Genomic DNA, 22,635 nt, shown 5'->3' with positions numbered 1-22,635 from the left:
CGCATGAAACAAGCTTTCCTGAGGAGTGTTTTACCGTCAAAGACCGGTTTGGTCTCAATAGTAAACGGGAGGGTCTTGATCAGACCTCCGGTTCGTACCGTCAGCTCTACCGTCAACCTATTTCGCTGACCGGCGATAGCCACGGTGACTTATTTCCTTTAAAATCAATATGTTATGGCACTTCTCGATTGCTGGCGATAGTCCCCGAAGGACCTGATTTCACTCCCACTCGATCGTCGCCGGCGGCTTGCCCGAGATGTCGTAGACCACGCGCGAGACGCCGCGCAGTTCGTTGATGATGCGGTTGCTGACGGTGCCGAGGAAGTCGTACGGCAGGTGCGCCCAGTGCGCGGTCATGAAGTCGATGGTCTCCACCGCGCGCAGGGCGATCACCCATTCGTAGGCGCGGGCGTCGCCGACCACGCCGACCGACTTGACCGGCAGGAACACGGCGAAGGCCTGGCTGGTCTTGTCGTACAGGTCGGCCTTGCGCAGTTCGTCGATGAAGATGGCGTCGGCCTTGGCCAGCAGTTCGGCGTACTCGCGCTTCACTTCGCCGAGGATGCGCACGCCCAGGCCGGGACCGGGGAACGGATGGCGGTAGACCATGCTGCGCGGCAGGCCGAGTTCGACGCCCAGGCGCCGCACCTCGTCCTTGAACAGTTCGCGCAGCGGCTCGACCAGGCCCAGCTTCATGTGCTCGGGCAGGCCGCCGACGTTGTGGTGGCTCTTGATGACGTGGGCCTTGCCGGTCTTGCTGCCGGCCGATTCGATCACGTCCGGGTAGATGGTGCCCTGCGCCAGCCACTTGGCGTTGCGGAGCTTGTTCGACTCTTCGTCGAAGATCTCCACGAACAGGTTGCCGATGATCTTGCGCTTGGCTTCCGGATCGCTGACGCCGGCCAGCGCCTGGAAGTAGCGGTCGGCGGCATTGACCCGGATCACCTTGACGCCCATGTGCTCGGCGAACATCGCCATCACCTGGTCGCCTTCCTGCCAGCGCAGCAGGCCGGTGTCGACGAACACGCAGGTCAGCTTGTCGCCGATCGCCTTGTGCAGCAGCGCGGCGACCACCGACGAATCCACGCCGCCGGACAGGCCCAGGATCACCTCGTCGTCGCCGACCTGGGCGCGCACGCGGGCGATCTGGTCCTCGATGATGTTGGCCGCGGTCCACAGGGTCTGGCAGCCGCAGATGTCGACGACGAAGCGGCGCAGCAGGGTCTGGCCCTGCAGGGTGTGGGTGACTTCCGGATGGAACTGCACGCCGTACCAGCGCTTGGCCTCGTTGGCCATGGCCGCGACCGGGATGCGGTCGGTGACGGCGGTGATGGTGAAGCCCGGCGGCACCTGCGACACGTGGTCGCCGTGGCTCATCCAGACATTCAGGCGCGGCTCTCCGCCGTGGTCGCTCAGGCCCTTGAACAGCGCATCGGGGTGGATCACGTTGACTTCGGCATGGCCGAACTCGCGCTGGTCCGCCGCCTCGGTGGCGCCGCCGAGCTGCGCGGCCAGGGTCTGCATGCCGTAGCAGATGCCGAAGATCGGCAGGCCGCTGTCGAACACTTCCTGCGGCGCGGCCGGCGCGCCCGGCAGCGTGGTCGATTCCGGGCCGCCGGAGAGGATGATGCCCTTGGCGCCGAAGCCGGCGATCTCGGACGGATCGTGGTCCCAGGCCCAGATCTCGCAGTACACGCCCAGTTCGCGAATGCGCCGCGCGATCAACTGCGTGTACTGCGCACCGAAATCGAGGATGAGGATCTTGTCGCTGTGGATGTTGGTCATCTGGGCCGGGAATCGGGAACGGGGAATCGGGAATGGGCAAAGCGGTGCAGACGCTGGTTCATCGATTCCCGACTCCCGATTCCCCATTCCCGGATGGGCATCAGCCCATCCTGTAGTTCGGCGGTTCCTTGGTGATCTGCACGTCGTGGACGTGGCTCTCGCGCTGGCCGGCACCGGTGATGGTGACGAACTTCGGCTTGGTGCGCATGTCCTCGATGGTGGCGCAGCCCACGTAGCCCATGGTCGCGCGCAGGCCGCCGACCAACTGGTGGATGATGCCGCTGAGCGGGCCGCGGTACGGCACGCGGCCTTCGATGCCTTCCGGCACCAGCTTGTCAGCGTCGGAGGCGTCCTGGAAGTAACGGTCCTTGCTGCCCTTCTCCATCGCGCCCAGGCTGCCCATGCCGCGGTAGCTCTTGTAGCTGCGGCCCTGGAACAGTTCGACCTCGCCCGGGGCTTCCTCGGTGCCGGCGAACAGGCCGCCGACCATCACCGTGGAGGCGCCGGCGACCAGCGCCTTGCCGATGTCGCCGGAATAGCGGATGCCACCGTCGGCGATCAGCGGGATGCGGTCCTGCAGCGCCTCGGCGACCATGTCGATCGCGGTGATCTGCGGCACACCGACGCCGGCGACCACACGCGTGGTGCAGATCGAGCCTGGGCCCACGCCGACCTTGACCGCGTCGGCACCGGCGTCCATCAGCGCCAGCGCGGCGTCGCCGGTGACGATGTTGCCGCCGATCACCTGCAGCTGCGGGTAGGTCTTCTTGACCCAGGCCACGCGCTCGATCACGCCCTGCGAATGGCCGTGCGCGGTGTCGACGATGACCACGTCCACGCCGGCCGCGGCCAGCAGTTCGATGCGCTGTTCGGTGTCGCCACCGACGCCCACCGCGGCGCCGACCAGCAGCCGCGTGGCGGCGTCCTTGGCGGCGTTGGGGTTGTCGGTCTTCTTCTGGATGTCCTTGACCGTGATCAGGCCGCGCAGCTCGAAGCCGTCGTTGACCACCAGGATCTTCTCGATGCGGTGGCGGTGCAGCAGTTGCAACACCTCCTCGTCGCTGGCGCCTTCGCGCACGGTGACCAGGCGATCCTTCTTGGTCATGATGTGGCGGACCGGATCGTCGAGCTTCTTCTCGAAGCGCATGTCGCGGCTGGTGACGATGCCGACCAGCTCGCTGCCGTCCACCACCGGCACGCCGGAGATGTTGCGGGCGCGGGTCAGTTTCAGCACCTCGCCGATGGTGGTGTCCGGGCTGACCGTGAACGGCTCGGTGATGACGCCGGCCTCGAACTTCTTGACCTTGGCCACTTCGGCCGCCTGCTGCGCCGGGGTCAGGTTCTTGTGGATGATGCCGATGCCGCCGAGCTGGGCCATGGCCACCGCCAGGCGGTGCTCGGTGACCGTGTCCATCGCCGCCGACAGGATCGGCAGTTTCAGGCGCAGGTCGCGGGTCAGCCGGGTTTCCAGGCTGACGTCCTTGGGCAGGACGGTCGAATGGGCGGGGACGAGCGAGACGTCGTCGTAGGTGAGAGCTTCAGCCTGGATGCGTAGCATCGGCGGACCCGAGTGTGGGGAAGCGCGGCATTTTAACGCATTTGCGGCGGGGATTGGGGATTCGGGAGTGGGGATTCGGAAGAACAGAGCCTTCCACAGCAGCCGTCGTATGGTTGCCGTGGGCGCCACAAGCCATCCCGGATGCACCCGGGATCGCCCTTTGCTGTTGCTTTAGCGAATCCCGACTCCCGACTCCCGAATTCCCGCCGCCTCAGCGGCCTCGATCGTGTTCTGCATCAGCGTCGCCACGGTCATCGGCCCCACTCCGCCCGGCACCGGCGTGATCCAGCTGGCGCGCTGCGCCGCCGCGTCGAAGCCGACGTCGCCGACCAGGCGACCGTCGTCCAGGCGGTTGATGCCGACGTCGATCACCACCGCGCCCGGCTTGACCCATTCGCCCGGGATCAGCCCCGGCCGGCCCACCGCCACCACCAGGATGTCGGCGTCGCGCACCCGCGCCTGCAGCACGTCCGGTGGGGTGAACTTGTGGCAGCAGCTGACCGTGCAGCCGGCGATCAGCAGTTCCAGCGCCATCGGCCGGCCGACGTGGTTACTCACGCCGACGATGGTGGCGTTGCGCCCGCGCACCGGCTGGTCGGTATGCGCCAGCAGGGTGACGATGCCGCGTGGCGTGCACGGGCGCAGGCCGAACTCGCGCAGCGCCAGGTGGCCGACGTTCTCCGGATGGAAGCCGTCCACGTCCTTGCGCGGATCGATGCGGTGGATCAGCCGGCTGGCATCGGGAATGCCCGGCAGCGGCAGCTGCACCAGGATGCCGTGGATCTTGGGATCGGCGTTGAGCCGGTCGATCAGCGCCAGCAGCTCGGCTTCGCTGGTGCCTGCGGGCAGGTCGTAGTCGAACGCCTCGATGCCGACCTTCTCGGCCGCGCGGCGCTTGTTGCGCACGTACACGGTGGAGGCCGGATCGCCGCCCACCAGCACCACCGCCAGCCCGGGCCGCGGCTGCCCGGCCGCCAGCCGCGCATCGACCCGTGCCTTGAGTTGATCGAGCAGGTCTTCGGCGATGCGCCGCCCGTCGAGGATGCGGGCCGGGACGGAGGAGACGGGCGCGGAATCGGTCATCGGGGCGGGCGGGTGTAGAGTCGGGGGATGTCCATTGTCCCCGATTCCGCCATGACCGACACCACCCGCATCGAAGCCGCCGCCTTCCGCCGCCTGCTGCAGCACCTCAATCAGGACCGCCCCGACGTGCAGAACATCGACCTGATGATCCTGGCCGGGTTCTGCCGCAACTGCCTGGCCGACTGGTACCGCGAGGCGGCGGCGGCCGAAGGCGAGGTGCTCAGCAAGGACCAGGCGCGCGAACGCGTCTATGGCATGCCGTTCGCCGACTGGAAGGCGCAGCACCAGGCCGAGGCCACCCCGGAACAACTGGCCGCCTTCGCCGAGGCGCAGCGCAAGCACGGCTAGCGATGTTGCGCTTCGCCGGAGTCGCGCTCGCCATCCTCGTCGCCGCCTATCTGGTGGTCTGCGCCCTGCTCTACCTGGGCCAGCGCGACCTGCTGTATTTCCCGCAAAGCACGCGGGTCGCGCCGGCGCAGACCGATATCGCGCTTCGGCGCGGCGCGGACGTGCAGGTTCGCGGCTGGCGGGTCAATCCCGGCCGCGACAAGGTGCTGCTGTACTTCGGCGGCAATGCCGAGGATCTGCGCGAGGCGCGCGCGCAGCTGCAGGCCGCCCTGCCCGACTACAGTCTTTACCTGCTGGCCTACCGCGGCTACGGCGCCAGCGATGGCACACCCAGCGAGACCGCGCTGGTCGGCGACGCCGTGGCGCTGTACGACCACGTGCGCGCCGCGCAGCCGCAGGCGCAGATCGCGGTGCTGGGGCGCAGCCTCGGCAGCGGCGTGGCCAGCCAGCTGGCGGCGCGCCGCGCGGTGTCGCGGCTGGCGCTGGTGACGCCGTTCGACAGCCTGGTCTCGGCGGCGCAGGCGCACTATCCGTGGGTGCCGGTACGCTGGCTGCTGCGCGATCGCTACGACTCTGCGCGCGCCTTGCGCGCCTATCGCGGCCCACTGCTGATCCTGCGCGCCGGCCGCGATCAGGTGGTGCCGCCGGCCAGCACGGATGCCCTGCTCAAGGCGTTGCCGCAACGCCCGAGCGTGGTCGCGTTCGCGCAGGCCGACCACAACGACATCAGCGCCGATCCAGGCTACGTGCAGGCGCTGCAGGCGTTCTTGCGCTGAGGCGACATCGCTCAAGCGGCGTACTCGGCAGATAATTGTGGGAGTCAACTGTCATGCAGCCGCGACACGCGAGGTGGTGTGTGCTTTCCGATGGCCCGCTGCGTCGGGACTGACGTCGCTCCCACAGTGCACGCGGCGGGCTCGCCACACCCCCTGTGGGAGCGGCTTCAGCCGCGACGGGCTCTACCAGCAATGCTTGGTCGCCACTGAAATCGCTCCCGCTTAGGGCACCGTGGACAGGGTGCCGTGCCGTGGCTAATCGCCGCGACGCTGCTCGCCGGCCTCCGCCGGCACGCCTTCCGGATTGAGCCTGCGGCTCTCGCGCCGCGGCGGCGTGAACGGGGTCGGCGTGGGCACCGCCGGGGTGATGTTGCCGTACATCAGGCCAGCGCCGGCGCGCACGGTGCCGGCGGCGATCTCCAGTTCCAGCCGCTCGGCGTCGCGGCGGCGGATCTCGCGGGCAATGGCGCGGGCCTCGCCTTCGTCCATGCCCAGTTCGATCAGCGCGGCCTGGCCGAATTCCACCGCCGATTCGAAGGTTTCGCGGATGTGGTAGTCGACGCCGGCGGCGATCAGCTCCAGCGCGTGCTCGCGGTCGTAGGAGCGCACCAGCAGCTTGGCCTGCGGGAACTCGTGCCTGGCCAGCTCGACGATGCGGTTGGCCGCCTGGCGGCTATCGACGCATACCGCGATGGCGCGGACGCTGTGCGCGCCGGAAGCGTGCAGCACGTCCAGGCGGGTGCCGTCGCCGTAGTAGATCTTGAAGCCGAACTTGGCCGCGCTCTGGATCATCTCGATGTCGTTGTCGATGATGGTCACGTCGACGTCGCGCGCCAGCAACGACTGGCTGGCGACCTGGCCGAAGCGGCCGAAGCCGATGATCAGCACGCTGCCGGTGAGACCGTCGGCCGGATCCACGCCTTCCATCGACGGCGCCTCCACCGGCGCCCAGCGCCGGTACAGCAACACGAACAACGGGGTCAGGGCCATCGACAGCACCACGATGGCGGTCAGGTTGGCGTTGATCTGCGCGTCGATGACACCGGCGCCGCTGGCCGCGGCGAACAGCACGAAGGCGAACTCGCCGCCCTGCGCCATCAGCACGCCGCGATCCAGCGCCTGCGCATGGCCGCTGCCGGTGAGCCGCGCGACCAGATAGATGCACGCGGCCTTGGCGGCCATGAAGGCGAGCACGCCGCTGAGGATCAGGGTCCAGTTGGCGGCCACCACCGCCAGGTTCAGCGCCATGCCCACGCCGAGGAAGAACAGCCCCAGCAGGATGCCGCGGAACGGTTCGATGTCGGCTTCGATCTGGTGGCGGAAGGTCGACTCGGACAACAGCACGCCGGCCAGGAACGCGCCCATCGCCATCGACAGCCCACCGAGCTGCATCAGCAGCGCCGCACCCAGCACCACCAGCAGGGCCGCCGCGGTCATCACCTCGCGCGCCTTGGCCGCGGCCAGCAGCCGGAACAGCGGGTTGAGCAGCCAGCGCCCGGCCGCCAGCAGGCCGACGATGGCGGCGGCGCCGACACCGATGCCGATCCAGCGCGACGGCGCCGACGCATCCGTCGGCACCGGCGCCATCCACGCCACCACCGCCAGCAGCGGCACGATCAACAAGTCCTCGAACAGCAGGATCGCCACGATCTTCTGCCCGGCCGGCAGGGCGAGGTCGCCGCGCTCGCCGAGCAACTGCATCACCACAGCAGTGGAGGTCAGCACGAAGCCGGAGGCGGCGATGAAGGCCACCGGCAGCGGAAACCCGAAGGCCAGGCCGACGCCGGTCAGCACGCTCGCGCAGACGAGGATCTGCGCGGCGCCCAGGCCGAAGATCTGCTTGCGCAGGCTCCACAGGTGCGATGGCCGCATCTCCAGGCCGATCACGAACAGGAACATCACCACGCCCAGTTCGGCGACGTGCAGGATCGCCTGCGGATCGGAGAACCAGCCCAGGCCGAACGGACCGATCGCCAGGCCGGCGGCGAGATAGCCGAGCACCGAGCCCAGGCCGAGCCGGCGGAACACCGGCACCGCCACCACGGCCGCGCCGAGCAGCGCCACCACCTTGATCAACTCGCTGCTGTCGGCTGGACTGGTCATGCGCCGATTCTACGCACAAGGCCGGAGCATCCCCATGGATCGGAATGCGACCTGAGACGCGGCGCACTGCGTGCTGCGCGCAATGTGCTTCTCGCGAGACATGCGTGCGTTCGTGCGCCGGACGGTCGTTCGATCGACACAACCCACACCTTCCTTCTCCCACCGGGAGAAGGTGCCCCGCAGGGGCGGATGAGGGTGCGGCTGCCGCTGCGCGCAACGAAGACCAGCGCAGACTGGCATCGCGAGACGCTTCGCGCCGTACCCTCACCCCAACCCCTCTCCCGGGGGGAGAGAGGCTTGCGCCTTCCTTCTCCCATCGGGAGAAGGTGCCCCGAAGGGGCGGATGAGGGTGCGGCTGCCGCTGCGCACAGCGAAGGCCAGCGCAGGCCGGCATCGCGAGGCGCTTCGCACCCTACCCTCACCTCAACCCCTCTCCCGGGGGAGAGGGCTTGACGCACGGCTGCAGCTAGCCCTCAGCGCCGCAAAACCGCGCGTAGTCGATGTAGCCGGGGAACGGCCGGCCGGGCGCGCACAGCGGGCACTGCGGATCGGCGGACAGGCGGGTTTCGCGGAAACGCATCGCCAGCGCGTCGAAGTGCAGCAGGCGCCCGCGCAAGGGTTCGCCGATGTCGAGCAGCAGCTTCAATACCTCGTTGGCCTGCAGCAGGCCGACGATGCCGGGCAGCACGCCGAGGACGCCGGCGTCGGCGCAGTTCGGCGCGAACTCCGGCGGCGGCGGCTCCGGGAACAGGCAGCGGTAGCACGGCGCCTGGCCGCGCCGGCGGCCGGCATCGAACACGCTGACCTGGCCCTCGAAGCGCTGCACCGCGCCGTACACCAACGGCTTGCCCAGCTTCACGCAGGCATCGTTGAGCAGGTAGCGCGCGGGGAAATTGTCCGAGCCGTCCAGCACCACATCCACGTCCTGCAGCAGCCGCTCGACGTTGTCCGCGGTGACCCGCTCGCGGACCGCCTCCACCCGCACGCCCGGGTTCAGCGCGCCCAGGCTCGCCGCCGCCGAGTCCACCTTGGCCTGGCCGATCCGCGCATCGCCATGCAGGATCTGCCGCTGCAGGTTGCTGCGCTCGACCACGTCGTCGTCGGCGATGCGCAACCGCCCCACCCCGGCCGCGGCCAGGTAGAAACCGGCCGGCGACCCCAGGCCACCGGCGCCGACCAGCAGCACGCGCGCGGCCTGCAGCCGGCGCTGGCCATCGACACCGACTTCGGCCAGGCGCAGATGCCGCGAATAGCGGTCGAAGAAGTCGTCCTGCTCCGGGGCCAGCGCCGGCCGCTGCAACGGCAACCCCTCGCGCTGCCAGCGCGTCGTCCCGCCCAGCACCGAGGCCACCTGCGTGTAGCCGGCCTGAGCCAGGAACACCGCGGTGTCGTGCGAGCGCTTGCCGCTCTGGCAGATCAGCAGCACCTCGGCGTCGGTGCCGAGATAGGCGGCCGGGTCGGCCTGCAACTGCGCGCGCGCCACGCCCTGTGCGCCGGCGGCCATGCCGGTGGCGCGCTCGTGCTCCTCGCGGATGTCGATCAGGCGCGCGCCTTGCGCCTGCCGTGCCTGCGCCTGTGCGGGGGTCAGTTCTCGAATGCCCATGCGCGCATTATCGGCGCAAACCCGGCGCACGTCCGCCCTGCGCGCCGTGGCTCAGTACGGCACCACCTCGACCACGTCGCCGGCCTGGAACTGGCGCGCGCCCTCCTCCAGCCGCAACAGCACGTCGCTGTCGGCGGCGCCGCGCAGGCGATGCGAGCCGTCGGCGGGATTCGGTTCGGCCCACAGCTGCCCGTGCGCGTCGCAGCGCATGCGCCCGCGCAGGAACTCCAGCCGGTCGTGGCGCTTGTCCCAGCCGGTCGCCAGCCGCGCGCGCCAGGCCCTGTGCGGCTCGCCACGACGCTGCAGCGCATCCAGCAACGGCCGCCCGATCGCCAGGAAGGTCGCCAGCACCGACACCGGATTGCCCGGCAGGCCCAGGAACAGGGCGCGGTCCCACTCGCCGAACAGCAGCGGCATGCCTGGGCGCATGCGCACCTTCCAGAACAGGATGCGGCCGTGCGCGGCCAGCAGCCGCGGCAGATAGTCCTTCTCGCCGGCGGAGACGCCGCCGCAGGTCAGCACCACATCGAACGCCGAGGCCGCATCGGCCAGCATGGCCTGGATGCGCTGCGGATCGTCCGGCAAGGTCGGCCAGGCAGTCGGCGCCAGGCCGAGCAGGCGCAGCTGCGCCATCAGCATGTCGCGGTTGCTGTTGTAGATCTGCCCCGGCTGCAACGGCAGGCCCGGCTCGACCAGTTCGTCGCCGGTGGCGAACACCGCCACGGTCGGCCGCGCCGCCACCGTCAGCTGGTCCACGCCCAAGGCCGCGGCCAGACCGATGCGTGAGGGCGTCAGCAGCATGCCGGCCTCCAGCACGCGCTCGCCGGCACGCACGTCCTCGCCGCGCGCACGCACGTGCGCGCCGGCAACGAGCCCGTCCGGGACCTGCACGAGACCATCGTGCTCGTGCACGTTCTCCTTGATCACCACCGTATCCGCCCCGGCCGGCAGCGGCGCGCCGGTGGTCACCCGCAGGCATTCGCCGGGCGCGAGCGCCTGCTGCCGATCGGCGCCGGCGAACTGCTCGCCGGCCAGGCGCAAGTCGGTCGGCGCCCCCGGGGTCAGGTCGGCGTGGCGCAGCGCGAAGCCGTCCATCGCGCTATTGGCGAACGGCGGCAGGTCGATCGGCGCATCCAGCGGTTCCAGCAGGATGCGCCCATCGGCGCGCGACGCGGCCAGGCGCTCGCTGTTGACGGGACGGGCATGCGCGGCGGCGGCGACGATCGCCAGCGCGTCGGTGTAGGCGATCCGGGAGGGATAGTCGGTCATGGTGGCGGCAGGATACCCGCTGCAACCAGATCCTGCGGCGTGTTCAGATTGCCCAGCACGACGTCGGGCAACACCAACGGCCGCATCCGCAGACGTTGCTGCAAGGCGCGCGGCGCGTAGCGGGCAGCCGCCAGCGCCTGGTCCAGCGCCGGGCACAACGCCGCAAGCCGATACAGCGCCACCAGCGGCTGGGCGCCGGCGGCATCCTCGACCACCGTGCCGTCCTCGCCCGCGGCGGCGGCCAGCCGCGCCGGCAGGTCCGGCGGCAAGCGGCACAGGTCGACCGGCACGGTCAGCAGCCAGGGCGTGGCGCAGGCGGCGGCGAGCGCATCCAGCCCGGCGATCGGTCCCAGCGAACGTTCCGCCTCGGCCGGCGCCGCGACGCGGTCCGGCAGCGCCTGCAGGCCGAGAGCGGCATAGCGCGGCAGGCTGCGGTTGGCGCTGACCAGCACCGCGGACACCTGCGGCGCCAACGCCTGCAGCAGCCATTGCACCTGCGCCTGCCCGTCGCGTTGCAGCCAGGCCTTGTCGCAGCCGCCCAGGCGTTGCGCGCAGCCGCCGGCGAGAATGCCCAGGGTGATCGCGCGCTGCGGGTCCATCGCGCGGCTACTTGCCGCGGACGTGCTTCATCAGGCGCCGCTTCTTGGCGATCTGGCGCTCGGTCAGCACGTTCTTCTTGCCTTCGTACGGATTGGCGCCTTCGCGGAACAGGAAGCGCACCGGCGTGCCGACCAGCTTGAACCGCTTGCGGAAGAAGTTCTCCAGGTAGCGCTTGTACGATTCCGGCAGCACCTTCAGGCGCGTGCCGTGGACGATGAAGGTCGGCGGGTTGCTGCCGCCCGGATGCACGTAGCGCAGCTTGGAGACGTGTCCGCGGATGCTCGGCGGCGGATTGCTCTCGTAGGCGATTTCCAGCGCCTGGTTGACCTCGCTGGTGCTGAACTCGCGCACCGCCGAGGCGTGCGCGCGATGGATCGCCTGGAACAGCTCGCGCATGCCCGAGCCATGCTTGGCGGAGATGCGCACCGCCTCGGCCCAGCTGACGAAGCCGAGCTTGCGAGACAGCAGGTCTTCGGCCTGGGCGCGCTGGTAGTCGCTCTGCCCGTCCCACTTGTTGATCGCCACCACCAGAGCGCGGCCGGCATCGAGGATCGCGCCGAGCACGGTCGCGTCCTGGTCGGTCACGCCTTCGCCGGCATCGAGCATCAGCACCGCCACCTGGCACTGCTCGATCGCCTGCAGCGTCTTGAACGCGCTGAACTTCTCCACCGCCTCCTCGACCCGGCCGCGACGGCGCAGGCCGGCGGTGTCGATCAGCCGGTACAGGCGGCCGTCGCGCTCCAGGTCCACCGCGATCGAATCGCGGGTGGTGCCGGGCACCTCGGAGGCGATCATGCGTTCCTCGCCCAGCAGGCGATTGACCAGGGTCGACTTGCCGACGTTCGGGCGGCCGACGAAGGCGATGCGCATGCGCGCCGGATCGGTGTCCAGGGTCTCGCCGGCGCCCTCTTCCGGCAGCCGCCCCAGGACTTCGTCGAGCAGGTCGTCGAGGCCGTGGCGGTGCGCCGCGGAGACCGCGATGGCGTCGCCGAGGCCGTAGCGCGCGAACTCGGCGCGTACCTGGTCCTCATCGGTGCCGTCGATCTTGTTGATCAGCAGCAGGGTCGGCCGCGCCAGCTTGCGCAGCCAGGCCAGGATCTCGTCGTCGAGCGCGGACGACCCCTCGCGGCCGTCGACCACGAACAGGATCAGGTCGGCCTCGCCGGCCGCGGCCCGCGCCTGCTCGGCGGTGGCGCCGGCCAGGCCTTCCTCTTCGCCGGAGATGCCGCCGGTATCGACGATCACGAACGGGGTGTCCGGCGCCAGCCGGCACACCCCGTAGTGGCGATCGCGGGTGACGCCGGGCTGGTCGTGGACCAGCGCGTCACGGCTGCGCGTCAGCGCGTTGAACAGCGTGGACTTGCCGACATTCGGCCGTCCAACCAGGGCGACCAGCGGCAGCATCGCGACATCCTTCCCTTGTTATTGACCCAACCGGAACGCGGTCAGGTCGCCTTTGGTGTTCTGCATCAGCAGGATCCCGTCCGCGACCACCGGCTGCGCCACCAGCGGCTTGCGCCCCACCCGCTCGCGCGCGGCGAACTCGCCGTTGTCGAGCCGGAGCCAGTGCAGATAGCCCTTGTAGTCGCCGACCACGGCGTAATCGCCCTGGATCGCCACGCCGGTCAGCGAACGGCGCGCCAGCCCCGGCTGCGACCACATCGCCGATCCGGACGCCTTGTCCAGCGCCCACACGGTGCCGGCATTGTCGGCCACCACCACGTTGCCGGAGCTGACGCCGACACCGCCGGCACCGCCATGGTCGCGGCTCCACAGCGGGCGGCCGCTCGGGCCTTCCAGCGCCACGGTCTGGTTCTTGAAGCTGGTCGCGTACAGCGTGGTGCCGTCGAGCACCGGCGCGCCGTCGACGTCGGCCATGCGCTCCAGCTCGGTACGGCCTTCCGGCACGCCGATGGTCTGCTCCCACAGCACGCGGCCGTCCTGCATCGCCAGCGCGGCCAGGCTGCCGTCGTCGTTGCCGATGAACAGCACGCCCGGACCGGCCACCACCGGCGCGTTGCCGCGCACGGTCAGGCTCGGCAGCTCCTGCGCATTGAACCAGCGCTGCTGGCCGGTCGCGGCATCGAAGGCGGTGGTGCGGCCGTCGTTGCTGCGCACAAACACCGTGTTCTGCGCGATCACCGGCGCGGCGATCACTTCGTTGGGGACCTGGGCGCGCCACTTCTCGGTACCGGTGGCGGCATCGAGGGCGATCACCTCGCCATCCAGCGCACCGACCACCACCAGGCCGTCGCCCACGCCGGGGCCGCCGGCAAAGCGCGGCAGCGGACGCTTCTTCTCCAGGCGCTTGCGCTCCTTGGCCTGCAGCTTCTCGTTGCGCAGGCGCTGCTTGTAGGCGGCGCGCTCGTCCTTGGACAGGTTCTTGCCGGACTCGCTCTCGACCTGGCTCTTCGGCTGGTCCTCGGCCTGCGACAGCTGCTGCTTGCGGGCCTGCTTGGCGTCGTATTCCCAGAGCGTCTTGCCGGTCTGCAGGTCCAGCGCGTAGACCGTGCCGGAGGTCGCGGCCGCATACACCTTGCCGTCGGCCACCACCGGGTGCTGGCGCACGCCGATGCGGCGCTCGCCCTTGCCGGCGTCGGTGGACCACAGCTTCACCACCTTCACCGACGGCGTGAAATCGACCAGTTCGGCCGGCTCGGCGGCCTTCTTGGCGGCCGCATCCTTGCCGGCGAACCAGCCCTTGACCGTGCTGCAACCGGACAGCGCCAGACCCAGCAGGGCCACGGTGGCGACGCGCTTGAACATGACTACCTTCATCAGATCGGCTCCGCGGCATTCGGCACGCTGCCGCCCGCATCCATCAATTTCATTTCGACCACGCGCCGCTGCGGCGAGGCCACGTCCAGGCTGGTCAGCGCCTTGGCGTACGCATCGCGCGCCGCGTCGCGCTTGCCCTGCGCGATCAGCGCATCGCCGCGGATCTCCAGGCCCTGCGCATCGGTGGCCGAGGCCACCAGCGGCAGCGCATCCTGCGGCTTGCCGCCGGAAATCAGCAGCCGCGCCACGCGCTGGTCGACCAGCACCTTTATTTCGCCGTCGGCCTTGAGCGCACGCAGCGTGGTCAGCGCAGCGTCGGACTTGCCGGCATCGACCTGCGCCTTGGCCAGGCGCAGCGCCGCCAGTTCGGCGTAGATGTTGGTCGAGCCCTGCTGCAGTTCGGCCATCTCCTTGGCGGCCTTGTCCAGCTGATTGGCCTGGATGCTCTTGAGCACCGCCTCGTAACGGGCATTGGCCTGGGCCAGGTCGTTGGACCGCTGCTTGGTCCACCACTGCCAGCCGATGATCGCGCCAATGCCCAGGACGATGCCGCCGATCAGGCCGGCGCCGTTCTTCCTGAGCCAAGTGCGGACGCGTTCGCTTTGTTCGTGCTCGTCGAGCAGGTCGTCAATCGCCATGCGTACTCTCGCCCCGCCGCTACGACGGGACATGGAATGTTGAAGATGAGGAACCGCGCCGCCGTCACTCGGAGGCAGGCACCACGGAACCGTCAGAGGATACCGCAAAGCGCGCCACGTTCGCGCGCCTGAACGGGGTCAGATCCACGGTACTCCCGGCTTGCTGAACCTGGACCGCCGACGCATTGCCCAGCACCACGCGCCCGACCTGGCCCGGCGCATAGGTACGGCTCTCGCCTGCCTTGAGCAACGCCTTTTCCACCGGTGTGCCGTCCGGCGCGAGGACCTGCACCCAGCTGTCGCCCTGGAACGACAGGCTCAGCCCCTTCTTCTCCGGCTCCGCTTCCTGCGCCGGACGCGGCATCGGCGTCAGCGACGCGATGTACGGCGCGGTGTTCGCCGCCGGCCGCGCGGCCGCCGGTGCGGCCGGTACCGCTGCCGCCGCAGTGCCATTGACCGGTGTCGCCGTTGCCGCGGCGGGACTGCCGGGCGCGCCCGGCACCACGTCCAACGAGGCGGTACTGGGACCGCCATCGTCGGCGAAGTGGCTGCGGGTGGCGTACCACACCGGCACCGCCAGCCCGGCGGTGATCACCACATAGACCATGCGCCGCGTGGCGCTCTCGAGCATGCGCCGCAGCGGCGGCGTGTGCGTGTGGCTGATCAGCTCCACCGGCTGCACCGGCGCGATCTGCGCGGTCTGCAGCAACGGCTCTAGATCCACGCCGAGCAGGCGCGCATAGCTGCGCAACTGCCCGCGCACGAACACCGGCGCGCCGAGGCGCTGCCACTGCTCCGACTCGAGCGCCTGCACCACATGCACCGGCATGCGCAACCGGCCACCGACGTCGTCGATGCTCAGGCCCGCCGCTTCGCGCGCTTCGCGGAGCTGTTGCCCGCAGCCTTTGGCGCCATCGAAAGCGTTCGGATTGGAATCACTGATCACAATGCACTAGCCCCGGGTGTCGTGGTCGCGGCATCGGGAAACTCCTTGCGCAACCGCTGTTGGTAACGGCCGGCGGCAGCCTTGTCGCCCAGCCTTTGCTCAATCTGAATAGCAAGTTGTAACACGGAAGCGGTGGCGGGCGCAGCCGCCAGCCGCCGCTCGGAGAAGGCCCGCGCCTCGAAAAAGCGCCCCTGCGCGGCCTCGTTGCGCGCCATCGCCTCCAGCGCATAGGCGTTGTCCGGATCCAGCTCCAGCGCCTTGCGCAGGTCGCGCTCGCCGCGTTCGCGCTGACCGACCTGCAAGGCGCAGCCGCCGGCATTGGCCAGCGCCGAGGCCGGCGTGGCGTAGTCCTGCAGCGCGAGCGCACGGTCGAACCAGGCCAGCGACTCGGCCGGCGAGCCGTTCGCGCACAGCCAGGCGCCGTAGTTGTTCAAGGTCGCGCCGCTGCTCGGCGCCAGCTCCGCGGCCTTGCGGTACAGCGCGCCGGCGCCGGCGGCGTCGCCGCGGCGATCGGCGACCACCGCCAGCACGGTCAGCGCCTCCACCGACTCCGGATCCAGCGACAGCGCCTTGCGCGCATGCGTCTGCGCGGCGCCCAGGTCGCCGGAGGCCAAGCCGTTGGCGGCCAGGCCGAGCTGTTCCTGCAAAGCGACGCGCGACTTCACCGCGCGGCTGTCGCGGAACGCGTAATGCGGCTGCACCTGCTCGGCGGTGCGCACGGTGCCGGTCTTGGCCGCGATCCAGTTGCAGCCGGGCAAGGCCAGCAACACGGTCGCCGCCGCCCCGAAGCAGAAGCCCTGGTTACGCCGCCGCATCCCGATCCGCCCGCGTCTGCAATTCGCGCTTGAACTCGGCCTGGCGACGGGTGCGGTCCATGACCTGCCCCTTGAGCTGCCCACACGCCGCGTCGATGTCGTCGCCGCGCGTGCGCCGCACCATGGTCAGCACCTGCGCATCCAGCAGGATCTTCTGGAACGCGCGGATCTCGGTGTCGCCGGAGCGCTCGTAGCGCGTCCCCGGGAACGGATTGAACGGAATCAGGTTGACCTTGCCGGCGTTCGCCGCCTGCACCGCGTTGTCGAACTGGCGCATCAGCCGCGCCAGTTGCCGCGCGTGCTCGGGCTGGTCGTTGATTCCCTTCATCAGGGTGTATTCGAACGTCACCGACTCGCGGCGCTTGTTGGCGCGCAGGTAGCGCGCGCAGGCCGCCATCAGTTCGGCGATCGGGTATTTCTTGTTGAGCGGGACCAGGGTCTCGCGCAGCGCGTCGTTGGGCGCGTGCAGCGACACCGCCAGCGACACGTCGCTCTCGCTGGACAGGCGGTCGATCTGCGGCACCAGGCCCGAGGTCGACAGGGTCACGCGCTTGTTGGCCAGGCCGTAGCCCAGGTCGTCGCGCATCACGCTCATCGCGCGCACGACGTTGTCGAAATTCATCAGCGGCTCGCCCATGCCCATCATCACCACGTTGGTGAGACGACGCATCTGGTGCGGCACGTTGCCCAGATGCCGCGCCGCCACCCACACCTGGCCGATGATCTCGGCGGTGGACAGGTTGCGGTTGAAGCCCTGGGTGGCGGTGGAACAGAAGGTGCAGTTGAGCCCGCAGCCGACCTGCGAGGACACGCACAGCGTGCCGCGGGTCTTGTCGGGGATGTACACGGTCTCGATCGCGTTCTTGCCGTCCACGCCCATCGCCAGCAGCCACTTGTGGGTGCCGTCGGCGGAGGGCTTGTCGAACACGATGTTGGGGACGACGACCTCGGCATGCTGCTGCAGCTTGGCGCGCAGCGCCTTGCCGAGGTCGGTCATCTGGTCGAAGTCGGTGACGTAGCGGTGATGGATCCACTTCATCACCTGATGGGCCCGGTAGCGCGCTTCGCCAAGGGTCTCGGCGAAGAAATGCTCCAGGCCCGCGCGATCGAGGTCGAGCAGGTTCTGCTTGGCCGACGCGCCGTTCCGCACGGGATCGGCGATGGCCAAGGAAGGATGGACGACCTCGTTCACGACGACCTCGCTTAGCGCGAAACCACTTCGGTGGCGGCGAAGAAATACGCCACTTCGTTGGCGGCGTTCTCGACCGAGTCAGAGCCGTGCGCGGCGTTGGCGTCGATCGAATCGGCGAAGTCGGCGCGGATGGTGCCCGGCGCGGCGTCCTTCGGGTTGGTGGCGCCCAGCAGGTCGCGGTGCGCGGCCACGGCGTTCTCGCCTTCCAGCGCCTGGATCATCACCGGGCCGGAGATCATGAATTCGACCAGCGCGTTGAAGAACGGACGCTCGCGGTGCACCGCGTAGAAGCCCTCGGCCTCGCGGCGCGACAGCTGCTTGTACTTGGCGGCCACGACCTTCAGGCCGGCCTTCTCGAAGCGCGAGTAGATTTCGCCGATGACGTTCTTGGCGACGGCATCGGGCTTGATGATGGACAGGGTGCGCTCCAGCGCCATGGAAAGTTCTCCGTTGGGCGGGCCACTGAAGGCCCGAGGTTAACATGAAAAAAACCCGCGTCAAAACGCGGGCTTAGCCAGAATTGCGATGGACAATTCTATCCAATCGGCGCCGGCTTTGCACGGCCAGGCCTGAATCGTGCTGCAAAGCAGCATGACGCCCCCGCCGCCCGGGCCTAGACTCAAACAATCGTTTGATTGATTCTGGCGGCCGCATGGCAAAGCAAGCGCACTTCTCCACCAAGGACCGCATCCTCAGCGCGGCCGAGGAACTGTTCGCGCAGCACGGCTTTTCCGGCACCTCGCTGCGCCAGGTCACCAGCCAGGCCGACGTCAACATCGCCGCGGTGAACTACCACTTCGGCTCCAAGGAAAACCTGGTCAACGAGGTGTTCCGGCGGCGCATGGACGAGATGACCGCCGCGCGCATGGCGCAGCTGGAGGCCGCGCAGCGGCAGCATCCCGGCCAGCTCGGCCCGGTGCTGGCGGCCTTCGTCGAGCCGGCCCTGGCGATGGCCCAGGAGCGGCAGAGCGGCGGCGCCTTCGTGCGGGTGATCGCCCGCGCCTACGCCGAGAACAACGACAGCCTGCGCCAGTTCCTGTCCGACCACTACGGCCACGTGCTGCGCGAGTTCGGCAAGGCCATCGCCGCCTGCGTGCCCGGGCTGAGCAAGCAGGAACTGTACTGGCGCCTGGACTTCCTGGCCGGAGCCCTGACCTACGCCATGGCCGACTTCGGCCTGATCAAGCGTCCCGCCGGCGTCAGCGAGGGCGCGCACCGCGCCCACGCCGCCCGCGAACTCATCCGTTTCGCCGAAGCCGGCTTCCTCGCCCACTCGGCGCCCTGATCCCGCAAACGTTGACCCACAGAGGCTGATCGCTATGTCCAATCCCCTGCTAGTCCGCCGTGCCGCCGTCCTGGGCGCGGGCGTGATGGGCGCGCAGATCGCTGCGCACCTGACCAACGCCGGCGTCGACACCGTCCTGTTCGATCTTCCCGCCAAGGAGGGCCCCGCCGACGGCGTGGTGCTCAAGGCGATCGCCAACCTGACCAAGCTCAGCCCGGCGCCGCTGGCCAGCACCGCGCTGGCCGAGGCCATCACCCCGGCCAACTATGAATCCGGGCTGGAACAGCTGCGCGGCTGCGACCTGATCATCGAAGCCATCGCCGAGCGCATGGACTGGAAACAGGACCTGTACAAGAAGATCGCGCCGTTCGTGGCCGACCATGCGGTGCTGGCGTCCAACACTTCCGGCCTGGGCATCAACGCCCTGTCCGACGTGCTACCGGAGCAGTTGCGCCACCGCTACTGCGGCGTGCACTTCTTCAACCCGCCGCGTTACATGCACCTGGCCGAGCTGATCCCGGCCAAGCACACCGAGCCGGCGGTGCTGGAAGGCCTGGAAAGCTTCCTGGTCACCACCCTCGGCAAGGGCGTGGTCTACGCCAAGGACACACCGAACTTCATCGGCAACCGCATCGGCGTGTTCTCGATCCTGTCGACCATCCACCACACCGAACAGTTCGGCCTGGGCTTCGACGAGGTCGATGGCCTGACCGGCCCGCTGGTGGGCCGTCCGAAGTCGGCGACCTACCGCACCTCCGACGTGGTCGGCCTGGACACCATGGCCCACGTCATCAAGACCATGGGCGACACCCTGCCGAACGATCCCTGGCATGCCTTCTTCAAGGCGCCGAAGTGGCTGGAGGCGCTGATTGCCAAGGGCGCGCTCGGCCAGAAGACCGGCGCCGGCATCTTCCGCAAGGTCGGCAAGGACATCGTGGTGCTGGACCTGCAGAAGCAGGACTACCGCCCGGCCGACCGCGCCGCCGCACCGGAGGTGGTCGAGATCCTGAAGATCAAGCACCCGGCCGAGAAGTTCGCCAAGCTGCGCGAGAGCCAGCACCCGCAGGCGCAGTTCCTGTGGGCGACCTTCCGCGACCTGTTCCACTACAGCGCCTACCACCTGGCCGACATCGCCGAGACCGCGCGCGACGTCGACCTGGCAATCCGCTGGGGCTACGGCTGGGCGCTGGGCCCGTTCGAGACCTGGCAGGCCGCCGGCTGGAAGCAGGTGGCGCAATGGATCGCCGACGACATCGCCGCCGGCAAGAGCATGAGCAGCGCACCGCTGCCGAACTGGGTGTTCGACGGCCGCGACGGCGTGCACTCCGCCGAAGGCTCGTACAGCCCGGCGCGCGACGCCAAGCTGCCGCGCTCGGCGCTGCCGGTGTACAAGCGCCAGCGTTTCCCCGATCCGCTGCTGGGCGAGAAGTTCGCGCAGGGCGAGACCGTGTTCGAGAACGACGGCCTGCGCATGTGGCACGACGGCGACGACATCGCCGTGGTCAGCTTCAAGACCAAGATGAACACCGTCTCCGACCAGGTGCTGGACGGCCTGCAGGACGCGGTCGGCCGCGCCGAGAAGGACTTCAAGGGCCTGGTGCTGTGGCAGCACAAGGAACCGTTCTCCGCCGGCGCCGACCTGGCCGGCGCGCTGGGCCTGCTGCAGGCCGGCAAGGTCGACGCGTTCGAGGCGATGGTCGCCAACTTCCAGGCCACCAGCCAGCGCATCAAGTATTCGCTGGTGCCGGTGGTCGCGGCGGTGCGCGGGCTGGCGCTGGGCGGCGGCTGCGAGTTCCAGATGCACAGCGCCAAGACCGTGGCCGCGCTGGAGAGCTACATCGGCCTGGTCGAGGCCGGCGTGGGCCTGCTGCCGGCCGGCGGCGGCCTCAAGGAAATCGCGGTGCGCGCGGCGCAGGCCGCGGGCCCGGGCGGCGACGTGTTCGCCGAACTGAAGAAGACCTTCGAGACGGTGGCCATGGCGAAGGTCTCCACCTCGGCGGTCAACGCCAAGGAACTGGGCCTGCTGCGCGGCACCGACAAGGTGGTGTTCAACAGCTACGAGTCGCTGTACATCGCCAAGGCCGAGGCCCGCGCCCTGGCCGAGGGCGGCTACCGCCCGCCGCTGCCGGCGCGACGCATCCAGGTCGCCGGCGACGTCGGCATCGCCACCTTCAAGATGCTGCTGGTCAACATGCTGGAAGGCCGCTTCATCAGCGAGTACGACTACGAGATCGCCACCCGCATCGCCACCGTGCTGTGCGGCGGCGAGGTCGACCGCGGCGCACTGGTGGACGAGGAATGGCTGCTCAAGCTCGAGCGCAAGCACTTCGTCGAACTGGCCCAGCAGGAAAAGACCCAGGCGCGCATCGGGCACATGCTCAAGACGGGCAAGCCGCTGAGGAACTGAGAATCGGGAATGGGGAATCGGGAACGGAAGCGCATTCCCGGCTCCTCCTTCTCTCCCTAATTTTCTGCCGGAAATAGGACTGCTGCAGATCGCGCGAATCGCTTCACGATTCCCGACTCTCCATTCCCTATTCCCGGCTTTCGGAGAAAGCCATGAGCAAACAGATCCAGGAAGCCTACATCGTCGCCGCCACCCGCACCCCGGTCGGCAAGGCGCCCAAGGGCATGTTCCGCAATACCCGTCCCGACGACATGCTGGCGCACGTGTTGCGTGCGGTGGTGGCGCAGGCGCCGGGCATCGACACTTCGCGCATCGACGATGCGATCATCGGCTGCGCGATGCCCGAGGGCGAGCAAGGCATGAACGTGGCGCGCATCGGCGTGCTGCTGGCCGGCCTGCCGAACTCGGTGGCCGGGCAGACCATCAACCGCTTCTGCTCTTCCGGCATCCAGGCGGTGGCGCTGGCCGCCGACCAGATCCGCCTGGGCAACGCCGACCTGATGCTGGCCGGCGGCACCGAATCGATGTCGATGGTGCCGATGATGGGCAACAAGGTGGCGCTGTCGCCGAGCGTGTTCGCCGACGACCACGTGGCCATCGCCTACGGCATGGGCATCACCGCCGAAAAGGTGGCCGAGGAATGGAAGGTCTCGCGCGAGGACCAGGACGCCTTCGCCCTCGCCTCGCACCAGAAGGCCATCGCCGCGATCGCCGCCGGCGAGTTCCGCGACGAGATCAGCCCCTACGAGATCGTCTCGCACCAGCCCGACCTGGCCGGCAACGTGATCGCGTTGCGCAAGAAACTGGTCGATACCGATGAAGGCCCGCGTCCCGACAGCTCGATCGAAGGCTTGGCCAAGCTGCGCCCGGTGTTCCGCAACGGTCAGTTCGGCGGCAGCGTCACCGCCGGCAACTCCTCGCAGATGAGCGACGGCGCCGGTGCGGTGCTGCTGGCCTCCGAGCAGGCGATCAAGGACTACGGGCTGACCCCGCTGGCCCGCTTCGTCAGCTTCTCGGTCGCCGGCGTGCGTCCGGAAGTGATGGGCATCGGCCCGATCGAGGCGATTCCGAAGGCGCTCAAGCAGGCCGGCCTGACCAAGGACCAGCTGGACTGGATCGAGCTCAACGAAGCCTTCGCCGCGCAGTCGCTGGCGGTGATCCGCGACAGCGGCCTGGATCCGTCCAAGGTCAACCCGCTGGGCGGCGCCATCGCCCTGGGCCATCCCCTCGGCGCCACCGGCGCGATCCGCACCGCCACCCTGGTGCACGGCCTGCGCCGGCACAAGCAGAAGTACGGCATGGTCACCATGTGCATCGGCACCGGCATGGGCGCCGCGGGGATCATCGAGGCGCTGTAAGCGCGCGGCGCCCTACCCTCACCCGGCCCTGTGGGCCACCCGATGGGAGAAGGGAGCAGCACATAGCCCCTCTCCCACCGGGAGAGGGGTT

19 protein-coding genes are annotated in these 22,635 nt (G+C 69.2%); 5 read left to right on the top strand and 14 right to left on the bottom strand.

Annotated elements, in window-relative coordinates:
* Positions 1-219: 219 nt before the first annotated feature.
* The 3 genes from guaA to folD form a co-directional block, all read right to left on the bottom strand.
* Complete coding sequence (guaA, locus tag AC1PME_RS09850) at positions 220-1,785, bottom strand: glutamine-hydrolyzing GMP synthase (protein ID WP_481097979.1); 1,566 nt, start codon at positions 1,783-1,785, stop codon at positions 220-222.
* A gap of 100 nt (positions 1,786-1,885) precedes the next feature.
* Positions 1,886-3,343, bottom strand: coding sequence for an IMP dehydrogenase (gene guaB, locus AC1PME_RS09845; protein ID WP_254457882.1), 1,458 nt, complete (start codon positions 3,341-3,343; stop codon positions 1,886-1,888).
* A 171-nt stretch (positions 3,344-3,514) separates the two neighbouring features.
* Entirely contained in the window at positions 3,515-4,426 is a 912-nt protein-coding gene (folD, locus tag AC1PME_RS09840; protein ID WP_254457881.1) for a bifunctional methylenetetrahydrofolate dehydrogenase/methenyltetrahydrofolate cyclohydrolase FolD, read from the bottom strand.
* Between the two features lie 51 nt (positions 4,427-4,477).
* Here folD and AC1PME_RS09835 point away from each other — a divergent pair, with 51 nt between their 5' ends.
* Together AC1PME_RS09835 and AC1PME_RS09830 are read left to right on the top strand one after the other, a co-directional pair.
* Positions 4,478-4,774 (top strand): DUF1244 domain-containing protein, encoded by a 297-nt coding sequence (locus tag AC1PME_RS09835; RefSeq protein ID WP_254457880.1) that lies wholly within the window; start codon positions 4,478-4,480, stop codon positions 4,772-4,774.
* 2 nt (positions 4,775-4,776) lie between these two features.
* Positions 4,777-5,550 (top strand): alpha/beta hydrolase, encoded by a 774-nt coding sequence (locus AC1PME_RS09830; RefSeq protein WP_307550267.1) that lies wholly within the window; start codon positions 4,777-4,779, stop codon positions 5,548-5,550.
* A 255-nt stretch (positions 5,551-5,805) separates the two neighbouring features.
* On the opposite strand, the gene AC1PME_RS09825 is transcribed toward AC1PME_RS09830, so the two are convergent.
* The 11 genes from AC1PME_RS09825 to ndk form a co-directional block, all read right to left on the bottom strand.
* Positions 5,806-7,653 carry a monovalent cation:proton antiporter-2 (CPA2) family protein gene (locus tag AC1PME_RS09825; RefSeq protein WP_307550265.1) on the bottom strand — a complete coding sequence of 616 codons (1,848 nt, stop codon included), beginning with the start codon at positions 7,651-7,653 and terminating at the stop codon, positions 5,806-5,808.
* 466 nt (positions 7,654-8,119) lie between these two features.
* Positions 8,120-9,256 carry a molybdopterin-synthase adenylyltransferase MoeB gene (moeB, locus tag AC1PME_RS09820; protein WP_481097978.1) on the bottom strand — a complete coding sequence of 379 codons (1,137 nt, stop codon included), beginning with the start codon at positions 9,254-9,256 and terminating at the stop codon, positions 8,120-8,122.
* Positions 9,257-9,307: 51 nt separating this feature from the next.
* A complete protein-coding gene (locus AC1PME_RS09815) occupies positions 9,308-10,525 on the bottom strand; it encodes a molybdopterin molybdotransferase MoeA (RefSeq protein ID WP_481097977.1) in 1,218 nt (405 codons plus the stop codon).
* Complete coding sequence (mobA, locus tag AC1PME_RS09810) at positions 10,522-11,124, bottom strand: molybdenum cofactor guanylyltransferase (protein WP_481097976.1); 603 nt, start codon at positions 11,122-11,124, stop codon at positions 10,522-10,524. Before mobA ends, AC1PME_RS09815 begins: the two co-directional genes overlap by 4 nt.
* 7 nt (positions 11,125-11,131) lie before the next feature.
* Positions 11,132-12,529, bottom strand: a complete 1,398-nt coding sequence (der, locus tag AC1PME_RS09805; RefSeq protein WP_307550257.1) for a ribosome biogenesis GTPase Der — start codon at positions 12,527-12,529, stop codon at positions 11,132-11,134.
* An 18-nt stretch (positions 12,530-12,547) separates the two neighbouring features.
* Entirely contained in the window at positions 12,548-13,906 is a 1,359-nt protein-coding gene (gene bamB / locus AC1PME_RS09800; protein WP_429002532.1) for an outer membrane protein assembly factor BamB, read from the bottom strand.
* The gene (locus AC1PME_RS09795) at positions 13,903-14,541 is read right to left on the bottom strand and encodes a YfgM family protein (RefSeq protein WP_307550254.1); all 639 of its coding nucleotides are present in this window, start codon (positions 14,539-14,541) and stop codon (positions 13,903-13,905) included. The genes bamB and AC1PME_RS09795 overlap by 4 nt, the downstream gene beginning before the upstream one ends.
* Before the next feature lie 64 nt (positions 14,542-14,605).
* Positions 14,606-15,487 carry a helix-turn-helix domain-containing protein gene (locus AC1PME_RS09790; RefSeq protein ID WP_254457871.1) on the bottom strand — a complete coding sequence of 294 codons (882 nt, stop codon included), beginning with the start codon at positions 15,485-15,487 and terminating at the stop codon, positions 14,606-14,608.
* Complete coding sequence (gene pilW / locus AC1PME_RS09785) at positions 15,484-16,302, bottom strand: type IV pilus biogenesis/stability protein PilW (RefSeq protein ID WP_481097975.1); 819 nt, start codon at positions 16,300-16,302, stop codon at positions 15,484-15,486. Before pilW ends, AC1PME_RS09790 begins: the two co-directional genes overlap by 4 nt.
* Complete coding sequence (gene rlmN / locus AC1PME_RS09780; RefSeq protein ID WP_430543956.1) at positions 16,289-17,494, bottom strand: dual-specificity RNA methyltransferase RlmN; 1,206 nt, start codon at positions 17,492-17,494, stop codon at positions 16,289-16,291. The genes pilW and rlmN overlap by 14 nt, the downstream gene beginning before the upstream one ends.
* An 11-nt stretch (positions 17,495-17,505) precedes the next feature.
* Complete coding sequence (gene ndk / locus AC1PME_RS09775) at positions 17,506-17,931, bottom strand: nucleoside-diphosphate kinase (RefSeq protein ID WP_002812972.1); 426 nt, start codon at positions 17,929-17,931, stop codon at positions 17,506-17,508.
* Between the two features lie 215 nt (positions 17,932-18,146).
* On the opposite strand from ndk, the gene AC1PME_RS09770 reads away from it, so the two are divergent.
* The 3 genes from AC1PME_RS09770 (at position 18,147) to AC1PME_RS09760 (ending at position 22,544) form a co-directional block, all read left to right on the top strand.
* Complete coding sequence (locus AC1PME_RS09770; protein ID WP_010342898.1) at positions 18,147-18,779, top strand: TetR/AcrR family transcriptional regulator; 633 nt, start codon at positions 18,147-18,149, stop codon at positions 18,777-18,779.
* A gap of 34 nt (positions 18,780-18,813) precedes the next feature.
* A complete protein-coding gene (locus AC1PME_RS09765; protein WP_481097974.1) occupies positions 18,814-21,186 on the top strand; it encodes a 3-hydroxyacyl-CoA dehydrogenase/enoyl-CoA hydratase family protein in 2,373 nt (790 codons plus the stop codon).
* A gap of 152 nt (positions 21,187-21,338) precedes the next feature.
* The gene (locus tag AC1PME_RS09760) at positions 21,339-22,544 is read left to right on the top strand and encodes an acetyl-CoA C-acyltransferase (protein ID WP_254457868.1); all 1,206 of its coding nucleotides are present in this window, start codon (positions 21,339-21,341) and stop codon (positions 22,542-22,544) included.
* Positions 22,545-22,635 lie beyond the last annotated feature (91 nt).

The organism is Xanthomonas sp. NCPPB 901 (assembly GCF_056725085.1).
The sequence above is the reverse complement of the archived record's forward strand: the minus strand, read 5'-3'. Positions and strand labels throughout refer to the sequence as shown.

Bases quoted from the DNA above. Each gene is read 5' to 3' on its own strand.
- guaA (WP_481097979.1), bottom strand. From the start codon at position 1,785: ATGACCAACATCCACAGCGACAAGATCCTCATCCTCGATTTCGGTGCG.
- guaB (WP_254457882.1), bottom strand. From the start codon at position 3,343: ATGCTACGCATCCAGGCTGAAGCTCTCACCTACGACGACGTCTCGCTC.
- folD (WP_254457881.1), bottom strand. From the start codon at position 4,426: ATGACCGATTCCGCGCCCGTCTCCTCCGTCCCGGCCCGCATCCTCGAC.
- AC1PME_RS09835 (WP_254457880.1), top strand. From the start codon at position 4,478: ATGACCGACACCACCCGCATCGAAGCCGCCGCCTTCCGCCGCCTGCTG.
- AC1PME_RS09830 (WP_307550267.1), top strand. From the start codon at position 4,777: ATGTTGCGCTTCGCCGGAGTCGCGCTCGCCATCCTCGTCGCCGCCTAT.
- AC1PME_RS09825 (WP_307550265.1), bottom strand. From the start codon at position 7,653: ATGACCAGTCCAGCCGACAGCAGCGAGTTGATCAAGGTGGTGGCGCTG.
- moeB (WP_481097978.1), bottom strand. From the start codon at position 9,256: ATGGGCATTCGAGAACTGACCCCCGCACAGGCGCAGGCACGGCAGGCG.
- AC1PME_RS09815 (WP_481097977.1), bottom strand. From the start codon at position 10,525: ATGACCGACTATCCCTCCCGGATCGCCTACACCGACGCGCTGGCGATC.
- mobA (WP_481097976.1), bottom strand. From the start codon at position 11,124: ATGGACCCGCAGCGCGCGATCACCCTGGGCATTCTCGCCGGCGGCTGC.
- der (WP_307550257.1), bottom strand. From the start codon at position 12,529: ATGCTGCCGCTGGTCGCCCTGGTTGGACGGCCGAATGTCGGCAAGTCC.
- AC1PME_RS09795 (WP_307550254.1), bottom strand. From the start codon at position 14,541: ATGGCGATTGACGACCTGCTCGACGAGCACGAACAAAGCGAACGCGTC.
- pilW (WP_481097975.1), bottom strand. From the start codon at position 16,302: ATGCGGCGGCGTAACCAGGGCTTCTGCTTCGGGGCGGCGGCGACCGTG.
- ndk (WP_002812972.1), bottom strand. From the start codon at position 17,931: ATGGCGCTGGAGCGCACCCTGTCCATCATCAAGCCCGATGCCGTCGCC.
- AC1PME_RS09770 (WP_010342898.1), top strand. From the start codon at position 18,147: ATGGCAAAGCAAGCGCACTTCTCCACCAAGGACCGCATCCTCAGCGCG.
- AC1PME_RS09765 (WP_481097974.1), top strand. From the start codon at position 18,814: ATGTCCAATCCCCTGCTAGTCCGCCGTGCCGCCGTCCTGGGCGCGGGC.
- AC1PME_RS09760 (WP_254457868.1), top strand. From the start codon at position 21,339: ATGAGCAAACAGATCCAGGAAGCCTACATCGTCGCCGCCACCCGCACC.